This window comes from Actinomycetospora termitidis (genome assembly GCF_030286555.1).
Taxonomy (GTDB): domain Bacteria; phylum Actinomycetota; class Actinomycetes; order Mycobacteriales; family Pseudonocardiaceae; genus Actinomycetospora; species Actinomycetospora termitidis.
In genome coordinates this window covers 719,865-736,459 of the sequence record NZ_JASVWF010000003.1, presented here as the reverse complement: position 1 = coordinate 736,459, position 16,595 = coordinate 719,865, and the positions used below count along the sequence as shown (strand labels likewise).

Here is a 16,595-nt window from a genome sequence, read left to right as displayed (position 1 = left end):
GTCCTCGACGTGCGGGCCATGTCCAAGGTCTACGGCGAGGGCGAGACCGCCGTGCACGCGCTGCGCGAGGTCGACCTGCTCGTCCGGCGCGGCGAGTACGTGGCCGTGATCGGGCAGTCCGGCTCCGGCAAGTCCACGTTGCTGAACATCCTCGGGTGCCTCGACGCGCCGACCTCCGGGCGCTACCTGCTCGAGGGGCTCGACGTCGCCGACCTCGACGAGCGCCAGCAGTCGATCCTGCGCAACCGACAGATCGGCTTCATCTTCCAGTCGTTCAACCTCATCCCGCGCACCACGGCGCTCGCCAACGTCGAGCTGCCGCTGGTGTACGCCGGGGTGTCCCGGCGCCGGCGCCACGAACGGGCGCGCGCCGCCCTCGAGCTCGTCGGGCTGGGGCAGCGGGAGGACCACCGTCCGAACGAGCTCTCGGGCGGCCAGCAGCAGCGCGTCGCGGTGGCGCGCGCCCTGGTCACGACCCCGGCCCTCCTGCTCGCCGACGAACCCACCGGCAACCTGGACTCGGCGAGCACCTCGGACGTCCTCGGACTCTTCGACGCGCTGCACCGTGCGGGACGCACGATCGTGCTCATCACCCACGACGACGAGGTGGCCGAGCGGGCCGACCGGGTCGTCGTCGTGACGGACGGGGTCCTGACCGAGCGGACCGGGACCGTGGCGCAGCAGAGCTCGATCCGCAGCAGGGCGACCACGTGAACGTCATCGAGGTCGTCCGGTTCGCGGTCGCAGGCCTGATCGCCAACCGGCTGCGCTCGTTGCTGACGATGCTCGGGATCATCATCGGCATCGCGGCGGTGATCCTGCTGACGGCACTCGGCAACGGGGCGGCGCAGTACATCCAGGGCCAGATCACCGGGCTGGGTGCGAACAGCATCACGATCATCCCGCGGACGGCCGGAGGCGCGGCCGGTTCCACCTCCGGGGCCTCCGCACGACCGCTGACGGCGGAGGACGCCGCAGCGATCGCCGACCCGCAGGGCGCCCCGGACGTCGCGTTCGTGGCGCCGGTGGTGCAGACCTCGGCGGACGCCGCTTCGGGCCGGAACACCACCTCGTCGACCGTGGTCGGGTCCACGCCGGACTACTTCCCCGGCTCGAACACGAAGATCGCGGCCGGACGCCCCTACGACCGCGCCGATCTCGACGAGGCGCGGAAGGTCGCGCTCATCGGACGGACGGTGGCCGACGACGTCTTCGGGGTGAACTCCACCCCGCTCGGCCAGGAGATCCTGATCGACAACGTGCCGTTCCAGGTGATCGGCGTGCTGGAGGCCCGCGGGCAGGGCGGCGGGCTCGGCAACCCGGACTCGAACGTGCTCGCCCCGGTGACGGCGGTGCAGAGCTCGCTGACCGGCTACGGGGACCTCTCCCAGATCGTCGTCGGCGCGCGCAGCACCGACGCGCAGGCGGCCGCGGAGTCGGAGATCAACTCGATCCTCGACCGGCGGCACCGGATCGACAACCCCGACGACCGCGACTATCAGGTGATCAGCTCCCGCCAGCTCGCCCAGGTCCTCGACCAGACGCTGTCGGCATTCTCGCTGCTCCTCGCGGCGATCGCGGCGATCTCGCTCGTCGTCGGCGGGATCGGCATCACGAACATCATGCTGGTGTCGGTCACCGAGCGGACCCGCGAGATCGGCATCCGCAAGGCACTGGGTGCGCCCCCGTCGGCGATCCTGGGCCAGTTCCTGGTGGAGTCGGTGATCCTGTCGGTGCTCGGTGGTCTCATCGGGGTCGCGGTCGGGATCGGGGGGACCTTCATCCCGCTCGGCGACTTCAAGCCGGTCGTCCTGCCCTCGGCCGTGGTGCTCGCGGTCGGGGTGTCCATCGCGATCGGCGTGTTCTTCGGGGGCTACCCGGCGCGGCGCGCCTCGCGGCTGCGCCCCATCGAGGCCCTGCGGCGTGAGTAGAGGAGAGACCTGATGAGTGAGTCGAAGGACGAGCCGGTCGGCTCCGCGGGCCAGGGGCCCACCCGCTCCGCGACCGGAGGAGCCGAGGGGTCGGACACCCAGGGCACCCACGACGACCACGGCCACCACGACGACACCGGGCCGATCATGTCCCCGAGCCCGCAGCCGGCGTTCGGCGCGTCCGGCCGTCGGGACGGTGGGCCGGCGGCCGGCTGGGAGTCCGAGCAGACCACGCAGGTGGGCGTGCTCGACCGCCCCGTCGACGAGGTCCCGCTGCGCGACCGGCTCTCCCGGCCCGGTATGGCCCGCTCGACCCGCATCCTGCTCCTGGTCCTCGGCGCGATCGTGTTCCTGGCGATCGGGCTGTTCATCGGCCGCGCGACGGCCCCGGCGACGGGCCCCGGGTCGGTCCCGCCCGTGCTCGGCGTCGTCGAGTCGGTCGACATCACGCCCAGCGGCTTCCCGGTGCTGACGGTCCGCGCGGCCGACGGGACGCTCACCCCGCTGCAGACCACGCCCGGCACGATCGTCGCGGTCCCGGAGGCCACCGGCGTGGCCCGCGTCCGGCAGGGGCAGCAGGTGACGATCACCGGCGAGCGCGACCAGCGCGGCCAGATCATCGCCACGCGGGTGGACCTCCCGGGTCGCTGAGGTGCGCCTGGTCTGGTTCGACGACGAGCAGGCGCCCTACCGCGAGCCGGTGCTCGTCGAGCTCGCCGCGCGCTGCGACTTCCGGGCGCTGTTCCTGTTCGCCGACGAGCCGGAACGGCGGATGGCGTACCGGCCGCACCCCGGGTACGCCTCGGAGGTCCTGGGGGTCCGGCGGCTGCCGCGGGTCGGGCCGTTGCGCGCGCTCGACTCCTACCAGGGCGTCCCGAGCCGGGCCATGCTGCGCCGCGTCCTCGAGGCCGACGTCGTCGTCGTGCTCACGTGGGCGCAGCTGGCCGTCGTCGCGACGGTGCTCGCTGCGCGACGACGCCGGGTGCCCTACGTCGTCCTCTCCGAGAGCACGCTGGACAGCCGGCGCGTCGCGGGCGGGCCGGTGGACCGCGTGCGGCGGTGGATTCTCGGTGGCGCGGGGGCCGTCGTGGTGCCCGGCCCGGCGGCCCGCGACGCCGTGCTGGCCGACGGCGTCGCGCCGGACCGGGTGGTGGAGACAGTCAACGCGGTCGACCACGCGGTCTTCGCCGAGCGGCCACGGGCGCTACGGGCGGGACGCGACGCCGGCGGGGAGCACCGCTTCGTCGTCGTCGGGCAGCTGATCGCGCGGAAGAACGTGGCCGCGCTCCTCACCGCGTTCGCGGCCCTCGACGGGGCCCTGCGGCTCGACGTCGTCGGGGACGGGGTCGAGGCCGGCGCGCTCCGGGCGCGCGCCACCGAGCTCGGGATCGCCGACCGCGTCACCTTCCACGGCTTCCTCGACGAGCGGGACGTCGCCGCGGTCCTCGCCGAGACCCACACGCTGGTGCTGCCCTCGACGGAGGAGGTCTACGGCTTCACCGCGGTCGAGGCGCGCACGGCGGGGCTGCAGGTCGTCGTCTCCGAGGTCGCCGGGGTCGCGGCCTCACTGACCGGGGCCGACGGCGTCTGGACCGTGGTACCCGACGTCGAGGGGATCCGGGCCGGGCTGGAGGCGGCGCGCAGGGCGTGGACCGGCTGGCGGGAGACCGTCCCGGACGACGCCGGGTCGCCGGCCCGGACCGCCGTCGACCTGCTGGCGGCCGCGGAGATCGCGCTGCGCCGGTAGTCCACGCCCCGGAGGTCGGGTCAGGCCGAGCGGGCGGCGTCGCGCCAGGCGGTCGAGAGCAGGCCGCCCGGGTCCCGCGGGACGAGGCGCCGCGTCGGGGCCACGGGCGCCGAGAGCGCGTCGAGGCCCCCGAGGGCGTCCAGGAGCCGGTCCGCGTCGGCGCCGAGCGTCGCGAGCATGTCCGCGGCCTGGTCCCCACCGTGGCGGAGCAGGGCGGTCAGCAGGTCGGAGACGGAGACGTCGCGCTCCGCGCCGGCCGCCCGCACGTGGGCGGCCGCGAGCACCTCGTGCACGGCGTCGTTGGCCGTCGCGGGACCGGGAGGGCCGGAGGGATCGGGCTCGCCGGCCGCGGACCACACCGCGAGGGTCAGGGCGGTGTCGCTCCCGCGGTCGGTGACCCCGGCGGCCGCGAGCAGACCGGCCTCCGGGCCGTCGACGTGCACCACCGCGCGCAGCAGGTGCGCGGTGCCGATCCAGCGGTGGCCGCGCTCGACGGCCTCGTCGCGGGCGAGATCCAGCACCCGGGCGACGTCGGCCGAGAGCTGCGGGCGGGGAGCGGCACCGGGGACCCGGGGCTCGGCGGTGGGGAGCGCCATGACCGCAGCGTGGCAGGTCGGGCCGTCCGGGCCACGTCGTCCTGGTGCGGGTGGGTGATCATCGGGGCCGAGCGTGCACGCCGGGAGTCCCCGAGTGGGCTGTCCGTCGAGAACGGGTTGCAACGAGTGGGGGAACGTACGTGTTCGGTAGTCGTCGACCCTCCGATCCCGGACGGTCGGCTCGCCCGATCGGAGGGATTCCCGCCGCGCACGGCGTGTCGGCGCTCCACGCCGGACGCGTGTCGTCGTCCCGGCGGCCCGGCCACGCGGACCGGCTAGTCTCCCCGCCGTGACCGGGAACGAGGCCGCGACCGAGATCGCCGCCGGGTACGCCACCCAGGGAGCCGCGCTCGAGCTCGGGGCGGTGGTGATCGACGGCGCCACGGATCCCGCGGCCCGGGTGCGGATCCCCTTCGCCACGCTGAACCGGCACGGGCTCGTCGCGGGCGCCACCGGCACCGGCAAGACCAAGACCCTGCAGAACCTCGCCGAGCAGTGCTCCGGCGCCGGCGTCCCGGTGATGCTCGCCGACGTCAAGGGCGACCTCTCCGGGCTCTCCCGGGCGGGCGAGCCCGGCGACCGCGTGACGCAGCGGGCCGCCGAGACCGGCGACGACTGGGCGCCCACCGCCTACCCGGTGCGGTTCCTCTCGCTCGGCGCCTCGGGCATCGGCGTCCCGGTCCGCGCGACGATCACCGCGTTCGGCCCGATCCTGCTGTCGAAGGTCCTCGGCCTGAACGCCACGCAGGAGTCGACGCTCGGCCTGATCTTCCACTGGGCCGACCAGAAGGGCCTCGCCCTGCTGGACACGAAGGACCTGCGCGCCGTCATCCAGCACCTGCTCTCCGACGAGGGCAAGGCCGAGCTCAAGGGCATCGGCGGGGTCTCGACGGCGACTGCGGGCGTCATCCTGCGGGCCCTCGTGAACCTCGAGGCACGCGGGGGCGACCAGTTCTTCGGGGAACCGGAGTTCGACCCGGCGGACCTGCTCGCGGTCGAGGACGGCAAGGGGGTGGTGACGCTCCTCGAGCTCGCCGACCAGCAGGCCGACCCGACGCTGTTCTCCACCTTCCTCATGTGGCTGCTCGCCGAGCTGTTCGAGGACCTGCCCGAGGCCGGCGACCTCGACAAGCCGAAGCTCGTCTTCTTCTTCGACGAGGCCCACCTGCTCTTCGCCGACGCCTCGAAGGCGTTCCTCGAGCGCATCGAGCAGACCGTCAAGCTGATCCGGTCGAAGGGCGTCGGCGTCTTCTTCTGCACGCAGCTGCCCACCGACATCCCCAACGACGTCCTCTCCCAGCTCGGCGCCCGGGTGCAGCACGCGCTGCGGGCGTTCACCCCGGACGACCAGAAGGCGCTGACGCGCACCGCGCGGACCTACCCGAAGTCGGCGGTCTACGACATCGAGACGTCGCTGACCTCGCTCGGCATCGGCGAGGCGATCGTCACTGTGCTCTCCGAGCGCGGGGCCCCGACCCCCGTCGCGTGGACCCGGCTGCGGGCACCGCGCTCGCTGATGGCGGCGATCGGGGAGCAGGCCGTGACGGAGTCGGCGAAGGCGTCGCCGCTCTGGCCGCGCTACGGCGAGACGGTCGACCGGGAGTCGGCCTACGAGATGCTGTCCGCCCGCACCGGCGCGACGCAGGCGCCGGAGGGCACGGCCGAACCGGTCCCGGCGGACCAGCCGCCGCAGCCGGCACCGCCGCAGGCCCCGCCCCCCGAGGCCGACGACGACGGCCCGGGCTTCTTCGAGAAGGCGATGGGGAGCTCGATCTTCAAGCAGATCGTGCGGACCGTCGCCCGGGAGGCGACCCAGGAGATCACGCGCGGGATGTTCGGGACGGCGCGCCGCCGCCGGTGAGGTCGCGCGGGGCACGCCGCGCGCGGCCGGGTGTCGGTGCACCGGGGTACATTGAGCAGATCAGGGCTTCCCTGGAACGTTGAGACGGCACAGCCAACCCGGGGAGGGTCGAGGCCGCACCGGCCGCCACCGCATGGACCGCAAGCGCCTGCTCCGCAATCCCTTGATCTGGATCGTGGTGCTCTTCGTCGTCTACCTCGCCGTGTCGTCGCTCTTCAGCGACACGCGCGGCTACACGCAGGCCTCCACCTCCCTCGCCCTCCAGCAGGTCGACCAGCGCAACGTCGCCGAGGTCACGCTGGAGGACAAGGAGCAGCGGCTGCGGATGACGCTGGTCAACCCGATCGACGTCCCGCCCGCCGACGGCACCAGCGGCAACCCCGTGCGGACCACGCAGATCTACGCGCAGTACCCGGCCGCCGCCGGCAACCAGATCTTCACCGAGCTGCGGGAGAACCCGGCCCGCAACGGGTTCGACACCCAGGTGACCCAGGAGTCCCTGCTCGGCCAGATGCTGATCTACCTCATCCCGCTGGGCCTGGTCCTGGTCCTGCTGTTCTGGATGATGAACGCGCAGGGCGGCGGCAACCGCGTCCTGTCGTTCGGCAAGTCCAAGGCCAAGCAGCTGAACAAGGACATGCCCAAGACGACGTTCAACGACGTCGCGGGCGCGAACGAGGCGGTCGAGGAACTCTACGAGATCAAGGACTTCCTCCAGAACCCGACGCGCTACCAGGCGCTCGGCGCGAAGATCCCCAAGGGCGTCCTGCTCTACGGCCCGCCCGGCACCGGCAAGACGCTGCTCGCGCGCGCGGTCGCCGGTGAGGCCGGCGTGCCGTTCTACACGATCTCCGGGTCGGACTTCGTCGAGATGTTCGTCGGTGTCGGTGCCTCCCGGGTGCGTGACCTGTTCGAGCAGGCCAAGCAGAACTCGCCCTGCATCGTGTTCGTCGACGAGATCGACGCCGTCGGCCGCCACCGCGGCGCCGGCATGGGCGGCGGGCACGACGAGCGCGAGCAGACGCTGAACCAGCTGCTCGTCGAGATGGACGGCTTCGACGCCCGCGGCGGGATCATCCTCATCGCGGCGACCAACCGGCCCGACATCCTCGACCCGGCGCTGCTGCGCCCCGGCCGGTTCGACCGCCAGATCCCGGTCGCCGCCCCCGACCTCGCGGGCCGGCGCCAGATCTTGGCCGTGCACTCCAAGGGCAAGCCGCTCGCGCCCGACGCCGACCTCGACGGGCTGGCCAAGCGGACCGTCGGCTTCTCCGGGGCCGACCTCGCGAACGTCATCAACGAGGCCGCGCTGCTCACCGCGCGGCTGAACCAGCAGCAGATCACCGGCACCTCGTTGGAGGAGTCGGTCGACCGCGTGATCGGCGGTCCGGCCCGTAAGAGCCGGATCATCTCCGAGCAGGAGAAGAAGGTCGCGGCCTACCACGAGGCCGGGCACGCCCTCGCCGCGTGGGCGATGCCGGACATCGAGCCGGTCTACAAGGTGACGATCCTCCCGCGCGGTCGCACCGGCGGGCACGCCCTCGTCGTCCCCGAGGACGACAAGGAGCTCATGACGCGCTCCGAGATGATCGCGCGCCTGGTGTTCGCGATGGGTGGTCGCTCCGCGGAGGAGCTCGTGTTCCACGAGCCGACCACCGGGGCGTCCTCCGACATCGAGCAGGCCACCAAGATCGCGCGGGCCATGGTCACCGAGTACGGCATGAGTGGTCGGCTGGGCGCGGTCAAGTACGGCCAGGAGCAGGGCGAGCCCTTCCTCGGCCGCACCGCCGGCCAGCAGTCGAACTACTCGCTCGAGGTGGCCCACGAGATCGACGAGGAGGTGCGCAAGCTCATCGAGGCGGCGCACACCGAGGCGTGGGAGATCCTCAGCACCCACCGCGACGCGCTCGACGCGCTGACCGGTGAGCTGATCGAGCACGAGACGCTGCAGCGCAAGGACCTCGAGCGCATCTTCGCGTCGGTGACCAAGCGGCCCCGGATCACGGCGTTCAACGACTTCGGCGAGCGCACGCCCTCCGACCGCCCGCCGATCAAGACGCGCCGCGAGATCGCGACCGAGCGCGGCGAGCCGTGGCCGCCCGAGGACGAGCGCCGCGAGCCGGCGCGCGTCGGCGCGGGCAGCAACGGCCACGGGAGCGCCCAGAACGGGCAGAGCCAGAACGGCCAGCCCCAGGGGCAGCCGCAGAACGGCCAGCCCGCCGGGCAGGGCCAGAACGGGCACGGCTGGGGCTCGCCCACCACCCCGCCCGTCGGGACGCCGGTGGCCGGGCAGGGCGGCGAGCGGCAGGGCACCCCGACCTCCGGGTGGGGCATCCCGGACGTCTACCGCACCGGGGGCTCGCAGCCGCCGTCGTCGGTGCCGCCGAACTATGGTGCGCCTCCCGGGTGGACCCCCGGCACCACCCCGCGCGGCACGTCGTGGGATCCGAACGCGCGGCCCTACGGGCAGCACGGGTCGGGCAGCTCGCCGTCGCCACGGGGTACGTCCGGGGGTCAGCACGCTGCTCCGGAGGACGGCACGTCGTCCGGTGGGTGGCGCAACCCCTCGGACGGTGAGCCGCCCACGGGGACGTCGTTCACATCGCCGGGCGAGTCCGCGCCGAACCCGTACGGTGACCCGGACGGCCGTCGGAGCGACGGCCGGCCGGAGGCCTGACCAGCGGCGGCCACCCTCCTCGACACGGAGGTGCGGGCCCGCCTGCGCACCCGAGGACGGGGCGAGGGAGACGTGACGACCAGCCAGGAGACGGAGCGACCCGTCGGGAACGGGACCGCTCGTGACGGGGCCGGGTCGGTGGACACCGCCGCCGACCAGGTCGGGACGTTCGACGCCGCGCGGGTCGAGTCCGCGGTCCGCGAGATGCTCATCGGCATCGGGGAGGACCCCGACCGGGAGGGGCTGCGCGACACCCCGGCGCGGGTGGCGCGTGCGTACCGGGAGCTGTTCGCCGGGCTGTGGACCGACCCGGCGGAGGTGCTCGAGCGGACGTTCTCGGAGGACCACGACGAGCTCGTCCTGGTCCGCGACATCCCGCTCTTCTCGATGTGCGAGCACCACCTGCTGCCCTTCCACGGGGTCGCGCACGTGGCGTACCTGCCCGGCTCCGACGGCAGGGTGACCGGCCTGTCCAAGCTCGCCCGGCTCGTCGACCTCTACGCGCGGCGTCCCCAGGTGCAGGAGCGGCTCACCACGCAGGTCGCGGACGCGCTCGAGGGCACGCTCGGCGCGCGCGGCGTGCTCGTGGTCATCGACGCCGAGCACCAGTGCATGTCGGCGCGTGGGGTCCGCAAGCCCGGGTCGCGCACCACGACCTCGGCGGTGCGGGGCGTGCTCAAGTCGTCGGCGAGCACCCGGGCCGAGGCGCTCGGGCTCATCCGGCACTGACCCGTGGCGCCCGTCTCGCTCCCCCGCCCGAACCACTGCCTGGTGATGGGCGTCCTGAACGTCACCCCGGACTCGTTCTCGGACGGCGGCCGCTGGCTGGACCGGGACGACGCCGTCGCGCACGGCGTCGCGATGGCCCGCCGCGGCGCGACCTACGTCGACGTGGGCGGCGAGTCCACGCGCCCGGGGGCCCAGCGGGTCGACGCCGCCACCGAGATCGAGCGGGTCGTCCCCGTCGTCGCCGAACTCGTCGCCGAGGGCGTGCGCGTCAGCGTGGACACGACCCGCGCCGAGGTCGCCGGCAAGGCCCTGGAGGCCGGCGCGGAACTGGTCAACGACGTGTCCGGCGGCCTGGCCGACCCCGCGATGGCGCGAGTGGTGGCCGACGCCGCGTGCGGGTGGGTCCTCATGCACTGGCGAGGGCACTCGGACCGGATGCAGAACCTGGCGACCTACGAGGACGTCGTCGGGGAGGTCCTCGCCGAGATGATCGAGCAGATCGACCGGGCCGTGCTCGCCGGGGTCGACCCCGCGCGGTTGGTGCTCGACCCCGGTCTCGGGTTCGCGAAGACGGCGGCCCACAACTGGCAGCTGCTGCGCAAGCTCGACGTGTTCACCTCCCTCGGTTTCCCGGTGCTCGTCGGGGCGTCCCGCAAACGGTTCCTCGGGGCCCTGCTCGCCGAGGAGGACGGCACCCCGCGCCCGCCGGACGGCCGCGAGCAGGCGACGGCGGCCGTCTCCGCCCTCGCGGCCAACGCGGGCGCCTGGGGCGTGCGGGTCCACGAGGTCGGGGCCTCGCTCGACGCCGTCGCCGTGGCGGCCGCCTGGCACTGGGGCACCTCGCGGGCGGCGCGGGCCGAGTCGTGAGCGGCGCGGAGCGGTCGCCCGCCGCCGACACGATCGAACTGCGCGGCCTCCGGGTGCACGGGCGGCACGGCGTGTTCGACCACGAGCGGCGCGACGGCCAGGACTTCGTCCTGGACCTCGTCCTGCACGTCGACCTCGCCCCGGCCGGCGCGAGCGACGACCTCACCGAGACCGTCGACTACGGCGCGCTCGCCGAGGCCGCCGCGGCCGTCGTCGAGGGCCCGCCGCGGTCGCTGATCGAGGCGGTCGCGGCCGACGTGGCCGCCGTCGTGCTCGACGATCCGCGGGTCGTCGAGGTGGAGGTCACCCTGCACAAGCCGCAGGCGCCGATCCAACGGCCGTTCGAGGACGTGGCCGTACGGATCCGGCGTCGACGCGACGTCGCGACGGTGGGCCCGTGACCCGCGCCGTGCTCTCCGTCGGGTCGAACGTCGGTGACCGCCGCGGCCACCTCGCGGCCGTGCTCGCCGCGACGGCCCCGTGGCTCCGGGCGGTGTCCTCGACCTACCGCACCGCGCCCTGGGGCGGCGTGGACCAGGACGACTTCCTCAACCTCGTCGTCGTCGTGGACGACCCGCAGGCCGACGCCCGGACGTGGCTCGACCGGGCGCAGGCGCTCGAGGCGGACCGGGCCCGGGACCGTTCCGGGGCGGCCGTGCGCTGGGGGCCGCGCACCCTCGACGTCGACGTCCTCACCGTCGCCGAGCCGGACGGCACCCCCGTCACCAGTGACGACCCCGTCCTGGTGCTGCCCCACCCGCGGCTGCAGGAACGGGCCTTCGTCCTCGTGCCGTGGGCCGAGATCGCGCCCGACGACGAGGTGCCCGGCCGCGGCCGGGTGTCCGACCTGGTGGCCGCCCTGCCCGACGCGGAGCGGGCGGGCGTGGCGGTGGAGGGTCGCCCGTGACCACCCGCACCAGCCCGTCGGTCCTGCTGGTCATCGCGGTCGCGGCCGGGCTGGTGACGAACCTGCTGCTCGGGCTGCTCTACGGCTCGCTGCCGCCGCTGCCCGTGCCGGCCGGGCTGACGTTCCTCGTCCTGGGCCTGATCGAGGGCGGGGTCGCGATCGTCCTGTACCGGCGGATCCGGCGGCGTCCGGGCGCCCGCCCGGTCGACGCGCTGTCCGCCGCCCGGGCGGTCGCCCTGGCCAAGGCGTCGGCGCTGGCCGGGGCACTGGTGGGCGGGGCCTGGTGCGGGGTCCTCGCGCACGTGCTGCCCCGCCGCGCCCAGGTGGCCGCGGCGGCGTCGGACACCGGGGCGGCGGTCGTCGGGATCGTCGGGTCGGCCGTCCTCGTCGGGGCTGCGCTCGCCCTCGAGTGGAGCTGCCGCACCCCGGACGACCCGGAGACCCGGGAGCCGGAACAGCACCGCTGAACCGGGCACCGGTCCCGTCGTCGATCCCGACGAACCGGACCGGACCGTGGTCGCCCGGTCGCGGTGGGTACGCTCGCCGCATGGCAGCCCCGGGGCCGGACCGGCGTCGTGGGTCCCGCTCGTCCCCCGCCGCGGGCGGCGGGCGTCCCGGCGACCCCGTGGTCCGCGTGCTGCTCGGCGCCACCGCGGTGTGCGCGGCGCTGGCCGCGGGGACGGTCGTCCTCGCCGACGACCCCCGGATGCTGCGGCTCGGCGTCGTCGCCGGCCTGTGGGCGGCGCTGCTCGCGGTCGCGGCGCTCGCCCGGCGCAGCGGGCAGGGCGGCGAGGCCGCGGAGCGCGAGCTGGAGTCGATGCGGCGCACCTACGAGCTGGAGCTGAACGCCGAGATCGACGCCCGCCGGGAGCACGAGCTCACCGTGGAGCAGTCGGTGCGCCGCGAGGTGGCCGCCGAGGCCGGGCAGGAGATGGCTGGGCTGCGGGCCGAGGTCGAGCGGCTGCGCTCGCACCTGGAGAACGCCGAGACCCGCGCCGTCACGCCCGCCCCGCCGCTGCAGGTCGTGGCCTCCGAGGGCCGCCGGCGACCCGCACCGCCCCCGCGGCCCGAGGTCCCCGCCGCCCCCGACCCGCCCCGCCTGCCCCGCCAGCACGTCAACGAGATCTCCCACCCGTCCGCCCCGGGCCGCGGAACCGGCGGGCGCACCGTGGCCGAACTCCTCGCAGCGCACGCCGAGGACCGCCGCCGTCGTCCCCCGCGCTGACCGGCCCGTCCCGCCGCTGACGGCGTGAGCCACTACCCTGCGGCAGGGTGATCGCCTCACCCGTTCGGCTCGCTCCCCAACAGCGACGCACGCTCGTCTGGCCGGTGGTCGGGCTGATCGTGCTGGGGGTCTGCGCGCTGGCGGCCATCGGCCTCGCGAGCACCGAGATCGGGGCCGCCGGCGTCATCGTCGGCGCGATCTGCGCGGTGCTGCCGGTCGGGCCGGTACTGCTCGCGTTCGCCTGGGTCGACCGCTGGGAACCCGAGCCGCCCCGCCTGCTGCTCGGCGCGTTCTTGTGGGGCGCCGGCTTCGCAGCCCTCGTCGCACTGATCATCAACTCCAGCGCCGTCCTCGCCGCGGAGCTCCTGCTGGGCCAGGGGCAGGGCGACGTGGTCGGGGCGGTGATCTCGGCGCCGCTGGTCGAGGAGTTCGTCAAGGGCGCCTTCGTGGTCGGGCTGCTGCTGTTCCGGCGGCGCGAGTTCGACGGCGTCGTCGACGGGATCGTCTACGCCGGCTTCGTCGGCGCCGGCTTCGCGTTCACCGAGAACATCATCTACTTCGGCCGCGCCTTCACCGACGACGGCACCGCCCCGGTGGCGGGCGTGATCGTCACCTTCATCCTGCGCGGCGTGCTCTCCCCGTTCGCCCACCCGCTGTTCACCGCGATGACGGGCATCGGGGTCGGGATCGCCGCCAGCGTGCGCTCCCGTGCGCTCGGCGCCGGGGCGATCCTCCTGGGCTACGTCCTCGCGGTGATCCTGCACGCCCTGTGGAACTCCGCGACCCAGCTCGGTCCCGGCTTCTTCGGCATCTACATCCTCATCATGGTGCCGCTCTTCGTCGCGCTCATCGGGCTCGTGGTCTGGCAGCGACGCCGGGAGAAGGAGGTCCTGGCGCGCCAGATGCCGGGGTTCGCCGCGGCCGGCTGGATCGCCGAGAGCGAGGTCCCGCTGCTGGGCAGCATGTCGGGCCGGCGCCGCTGGCTCACGGCCGTCCGGCGCACCGCGGGGAAGCCCGCCGCCTCCGCCGTCGTGCACTACCAGCACGCCGTGTCCGAACTCGCCTTCCTGCGGGCCCGGGCCGAGCGTGGCGCCATCCCGCCGGACCCCCGCTGGCACGCCGAGCTGCTCGACAACGTCGTCCGGACCCGCATGGCCGCCGTCAACGCGCCCGGCGTCCCGCACCAGGGCGGGCCGCCGCAGCCGCCGGGCCCTCCGCCCGGCCCGCCGATGGGTCCGCCGCCGGGGCCCCGTCCTCCGACCGGCCCCTTCCCGACGGCAGGTCCTCCCGGACCCCCGTACCCGCAGCAGCCGCCGTACCCGCCGTCGGGACCCTGGGATCAGCCGACGCAGCGGTACTGAGGTGGAGAGGCGGCCGGGCGGTGGCGGTCACCCTTGTCGCGGGTTCTCGGCGTCCCGGGCTCGCCTTGTCGTTGTGATTCCGAACGACAAGGTGTGCGGGTGGGCGCGGGAGGCCGCGACAAGCTGGGCCCGGGCACCTTGTCGTTGTGGTTCGCCGCGACAAGGTGGGCGCCGGTGACGGCGGCCGATGAGTGGATGGCGCCCGTCGCGCGTCTGACGCCGGCAGTGGCCCATTGCCGTCACCCGGTGTCGCCTCGATCACCGATCCGCTCCCGGGCCTCCCGGCGCGTCTACCCTCGCGGGCGCATCGTCCGGTACCCGCTCCACCGAGCGGGACGGGAACGACGACCGTGGTGAAGGGGTGTCCTCGTGATCGCCTCCGGCAGTGACGCCGGCTCCCGTCAGGGGGACGCCGGGCCCAGGCCAGCGCGTCTCGACGTCGGCGTGGTCTCCGCCGGGCGGGTCGGCTCCGTGATGGGGGCCGCGCTCGCGGCCGCCGGGCACACGGTCGTCGCCACGTCCGCGGTGTCCCGCGCCTCCCGCGCCCGCGCCGAGGCCCTGCTGCCCGACGCGGAGGTCCTCCCGCCCGACGAGGTGGTGCGCCGCGCGGACCTGGCCCTGCTCGCCGTGCCCGACGACGTCCTGCCCGGCCTGGTGCGCGGTCTCGCCGCCGCGGGATGCCTGCGCCCAGGGCAGATCCTGGTGCACACCTGCGGCTCGCACGGCGTCGGCGTGCTGGGGCCGGCCGCGGAGCACGACGTCCTCCCGATCGCCCTGCACCCGGCCATGACGATCACCGGGCGCGCCGAGGACGTCACCCGCCTGTCCGGGGCCTGCGTCGGCGTGACGGCGAACAGCACCCCGACCGAGGACGCCGAGGCGGCGTGGCTCGTCGGGGAGGCGCTCGTCGTCGAGATCGGCGCCGAGCCGGTGCGGATCCCCGAGGAGATGCGCCCGCTCTACCACGCGGCGCTGGCCCACGGGGCGAACCACCTGATCACGCTGGTCCGGGAGGCCGCCGACCTGCTGCGCGACGCCGGGATCGAGCCGGCCGAGCGGGTGCTCGCGCCGCTGCTGTCCGCGGCCCTGGACAACGCCCTGCGGCTCGGGGACCGCGCCCTGACCGGGCCGGTCGTCCGCGGCGACGCGGGCACCGTCGCCACCCATCTCCGCCACCTGGACGCCCGCGCGCCGGAGTCCGCCGAGCTGTACCGCGCCCTCGCCCGCCGCACCGCCGAGCGGGCGCACGGGAACGGGCTGATCGGCGACGACGAGTTCACCGCGGTCGTCGAGACCTTCGAGAGGCACACGCCGTGACCCGCCCCTCCAGCCTCCGTACGCACGACCTGCTCGGGCGCGCGAAGCCGCGATTCGCGAAGGACGGCCTGACCGTCCACACCGACCCGAACACCCTGCGCCGCGTGACGAAGGCCCTGCGGGGCGGCGGTCGGCGGGTCACCCTCGTCCCGACGATGGGCGCCCTGCACGACGGGCACCGCGAGCTGATGCGCCGCGCCCGCTCGATCCCGGGGTCGACGACGGTGGTGTCGATCTTCGTCAACCCGCGCCAGTTCGGGCCGACCGAGGACTTCGGCCGCTACCCGCGGGCGTTCGAGGCCGACCTCGACATGTGCCGCGAGGAGGGCGTCGAGCTGGTGTTCGCCCCCGAGGTCGACACCATGTACCCCGCCGGCTTCACCACGGGCATCGACCCCGGCCCGCTCGGCGACCAGCTCGAGGGCGCCGCCCGCCCGGGGCACTTCGCCGGGATGCTGACCGTGGTCAACAAGCTGTTCGCGATCACGGTCCCCGACGTCGCGTTCTTCGGCGAGAAGGACTGGCAGCAGCTGGCCCTGATCCGCCGCATGGTGCGCGACCTCGACATCGACGTCCACGTCGTCGGCGTCCCCACCGTGCGCGAGCGCGACGGCCTCGCCCGGTCGAGCCGCAACGCCTACCTCGACGAGCTCCAGCGGCAGCAGGCGGTCACGATCTCCGCCGCGCTGTCCGCGGGCCAGTACGCCGGCGAGCAGGGACCGGAGGCGGTCGTCGCCGCGGCCCGCGAGGTCCTGGCCGCCGAGCCCGCGCTCGACGTCGACTACGTCGAGCTGCGCGACCCCGACCTCGGCCCGACCCCGACCATCGGCGACGCCCGCCTGCTGATCGCCGCCCGACTCGGGACCACCCGCCTGATCGACAACGCCCACGTCTCGGTGACGGAGAGAGTCTGATGCTGCGCACGATGCTCAAGTCCAAGATCCACCGGGCGACGGTCACCGACGCGGACCTGCACTACGTCGGGTCGGTCACCGTCGACACCGACCTCATGGCGGCGGCCGACCTGCTCGAGGGCGAGCAGGTCGCGATCGTCGACGTCACCAACGGCGCCCGCCTCGAGACCTACGTGATCCCCGGTGAGGCCGGCTCCGGCGTCATCGGGATCAACGGAGCCGCGGCGCACCTGGTGCACCCCGGCGACCTCGTCATCCTCATCGCCTACGGGCAGATGGACGACGCCGAGGCGCGCCGCTACCAGCCGCGGGTGGTCTTCGTCGACGACCGCAACCGGGTGCTCGACGAGGGGTCGGACCCGGCGTTCGTCCCGGCCGACGCCCCCGAGGCGTCGCTGCTGGTGCCGGGCACGCGGGCCGCCGCGCTGAACTGAGAAGGGCGGGCGGAGCGACGGGGGAGCGG

Annotated in this window: 17 protein-coding genes; 16 read left to right on the top strand and 1 reads right to left on the bottom strand. The window is 74.5% G+C overall.

Going from position 1 to position 16,595, the window contains the following annotated elements:
* Window positions 1–18 precede the first annotated feature (18 nt).
* The 4 genes from QRT03_RS17020 to QRT03_RS17005 are packed head-to-tail and all read left to right on the top strand — an operon-like array spanning window position 19 to window position 3,678.
* Window positions 19–714, top strand: coding sequence for an ABC transporter ATP-binding protein (locus tag QRT03_RS17020; protein WP_286054392.1), 696 nt, complete (start codon window positions 19–21; stop codon window positions 712–714).
* On the top strand, window positions 711–1,931 hold the full coding sequence (locus QRT03_RS17015; RefSeq protein WP_286054118.1) for an ABC transporter permease: 1,221 nt from the start codon (window positions 711–713) through the stop codon (window positions 1,929–1,931). Before QRT03_RS17020 ends, QRT03_RS17015 begins: the two co-directional genes overlap by 4 nt.
* Window positions 1,932–1,943: 12 nt before the next feature.
* A complete protein-coding gene (locus QRT03_RS17010; protein WP_286054117.1) occupies window positions 1,944–2,582 on the top strand; it encodes a hypothetical protein in 639 nt (212 codons plus the stop codon).
* A 1-nt stretch (window position 2,583) separates the two neighbouring features.
* Entirely contained in the window at window positions 2,584–3,678 is a 1,095-nt protein-coding gene (locus tag QRT03_RS17005; RefSeq protein WP_286054116.1) for a glycosyltransferase, read from the top strand.
* A 20-nt stretch (window positions 3,679–3,698) separates the two neighbouring features.
* Here QRT03_RS17005 and QRT03_RS17000 read toward each other — a convergent pair whose 3' ends face one another.
* Window positions 3,699–4,274: a Clp protease N-terminal domain-containing protein gene (locus QRT03_RS17000; protein ID WP_286054115.1), complete on the bottom strand. Its 576-nt coding sequence runs from the start codon at window positions 4,272–4,274 to the stop codon at window positions 3,699–3,701.
* 289 nt (window positions 4,275–4,563) lie between these two features.
* Between QRT03_RS17000 and QRT03_RS16995 the strand changes: the two genes are divergently transcribed.
* The 12 genes from QRT03_RS16995 to panD all read left to right on the top strand — a co-directional run bounded on the left by QRT03_RS16995 (window position 4,564) and on the right by panD (window position 16,566).
* Window positions 4,564–6,135: a helicase HerA-like domain-containing protein gene (locus QRT03_RS16995; protein WP_286054114.1), complete on the top strand. Its 1,572-nt coding sequence runs from the start codon at window positions 4,564–4,566 to the stop codon at window positions 6,133–6,135.
* A gap of 133 nt (window positions 6,136–6,268) precedes the next feature.
* The gene (gene ftsH / locus QRT03_RS16990; protein WP_286054113.1) at window positions 6,269–8,812 is read left to right on the top strand and encodes an ATP-dependent zinc metalloprotease FtsH; all 2,544 of its coding nucleotides are present in this window, start codon (window positions 6,269–6,271) and stop codon (window positions 8,810–8,812) included.
* Between the two features lie 138 nt (window positions 8,813–8,950).
* Window positions 8,951–9,541 (top strand): GTP cyclohydrolase I FolE, encoded by a 591-nt coding sequence (folE, locus tag QRT03_RS16985; protein ID WP_286054391.1) that lies wholly within the window; start codon window positions 8,951–8,953, stop codon window positions 9,539–9,541.
* A 45-nt stretch (window positions 9,542–9,586) separates the two neighbouring features.
* Window positions 9,587–10,408, top strand: a complete 822-nt coding sequence (gene folP / locus QRT03_RS16980) for a dihydropteroate synthase (protein WP_425604863.1) — start codon at window positions 9,587–9,589, stop codon at window positions 10,406–10,408.
* Window positions 10,405–10,809: a dihydroneopterin aldolase gene (gene folB, locus QRT03_RS16975; protein ID WP_286054110.1), complete on the top strand. Its 405-nt coding sequence runs from the start codon at window positions 10,405–10,407 to the stop codon at window positions 10,807–10,809. The genes folP and folB overlap by 4 nt, the downstream gene beginning before the upstream one ends.
* Window positions 10,806–11,315 carry a 2-amino-4-hydroxy-6-hydroxymethyldihydropteridine diphosphokinase gene (folK, locus tag QRT03_RS16970; protein ID WP_286054109.1) on the top strand — a complete coding sequence of 170 codons (510 nt, stop codon included), beginning with the start codon at window positions 10,806–10,808 and terminating at the stop codon, window positions 11,313–11,315. The genes folB and folK overlap by 4 nt, the downstream gene beginning before the upstream one ends.
* A complete protein-coding gene (locus QRT03_RS16965) occupies window positions 11,312–11,782 on the top strand; it encodes a DUF3180 domain-containing protein (protein WP_286054108.1) in 471 nt (156 codons plus the stop codon). The genes folK and QRT03_RS16965 overlap by 4 nt, the downstream gene beginning before the upstream one ends.
* Window positions 11,783–11,862: 80 nt before the next feature.
* Entirely contained in the window at window positions 11,863–12,540 is a 678-nt protein-coding gene (locus QRT03_RS16960) for a DUF6779 domain-containing protein (protein ID WP_286054107.1), read from the top strand.
* Window positions 12,541–12,587: 47 nt separating this feature from the next.
* Window positions 12,588–13,901, top strand: a complete 1,314-nt coding sequence (locus QRT03_RS16955; RefSeq protein WP_286054106.1) for a PrsW family intramembrane metalloprotease — start codon at window positions 12,588–12,590, stop codon at window positions 13,899–13,901.
* Between the two features lie 369 nt (window positions 13,902–14,270).
* The gene (locus tag QRT03_RS16950) at window positions 14,271–15,218 is read left to right on the top strand and encodes a Rossmann-like and DUF2520 domain-containing protein (RefSeq protein ID WP_286054105.1); all 948 of its coding nucleotides are present in this window, start codon (window positions 14,271–14,273) and stop codon (window positions 15,216–15,218) included.
* Window positions 15,215–16,132, top strand: a complete 918-nt coding sequence (panC, locus tag QRT03_RS16945) for a pantoate--beta-alanine ligase (protein ID WP_286054104.1) — start codon at window positions 15,215–15,217, stop codon at window positions 16,130–16,132. Before QRT03_RS16950 ends, panC begins: the two co-directional genes overlap by 4 nt.
* The gene (panD, locus tag QRT03_RS16940) at window positions 16,132–16,566 is read left to right on the top strand and encodes an aspartate 1-decarboxylase (protein ID WP_286054103.1); all 435 of its coding nucleotides are present in this window, start codon (window positions 16,132–16,134) and stop codon (window positions 16,564–16,566) included. The genes panC and panD overlap by 1 nt, the downstream gene beginning before the upstream one ends.
* Window positions 16,567–16,595 lie beyond the last annotated feature (29 nt).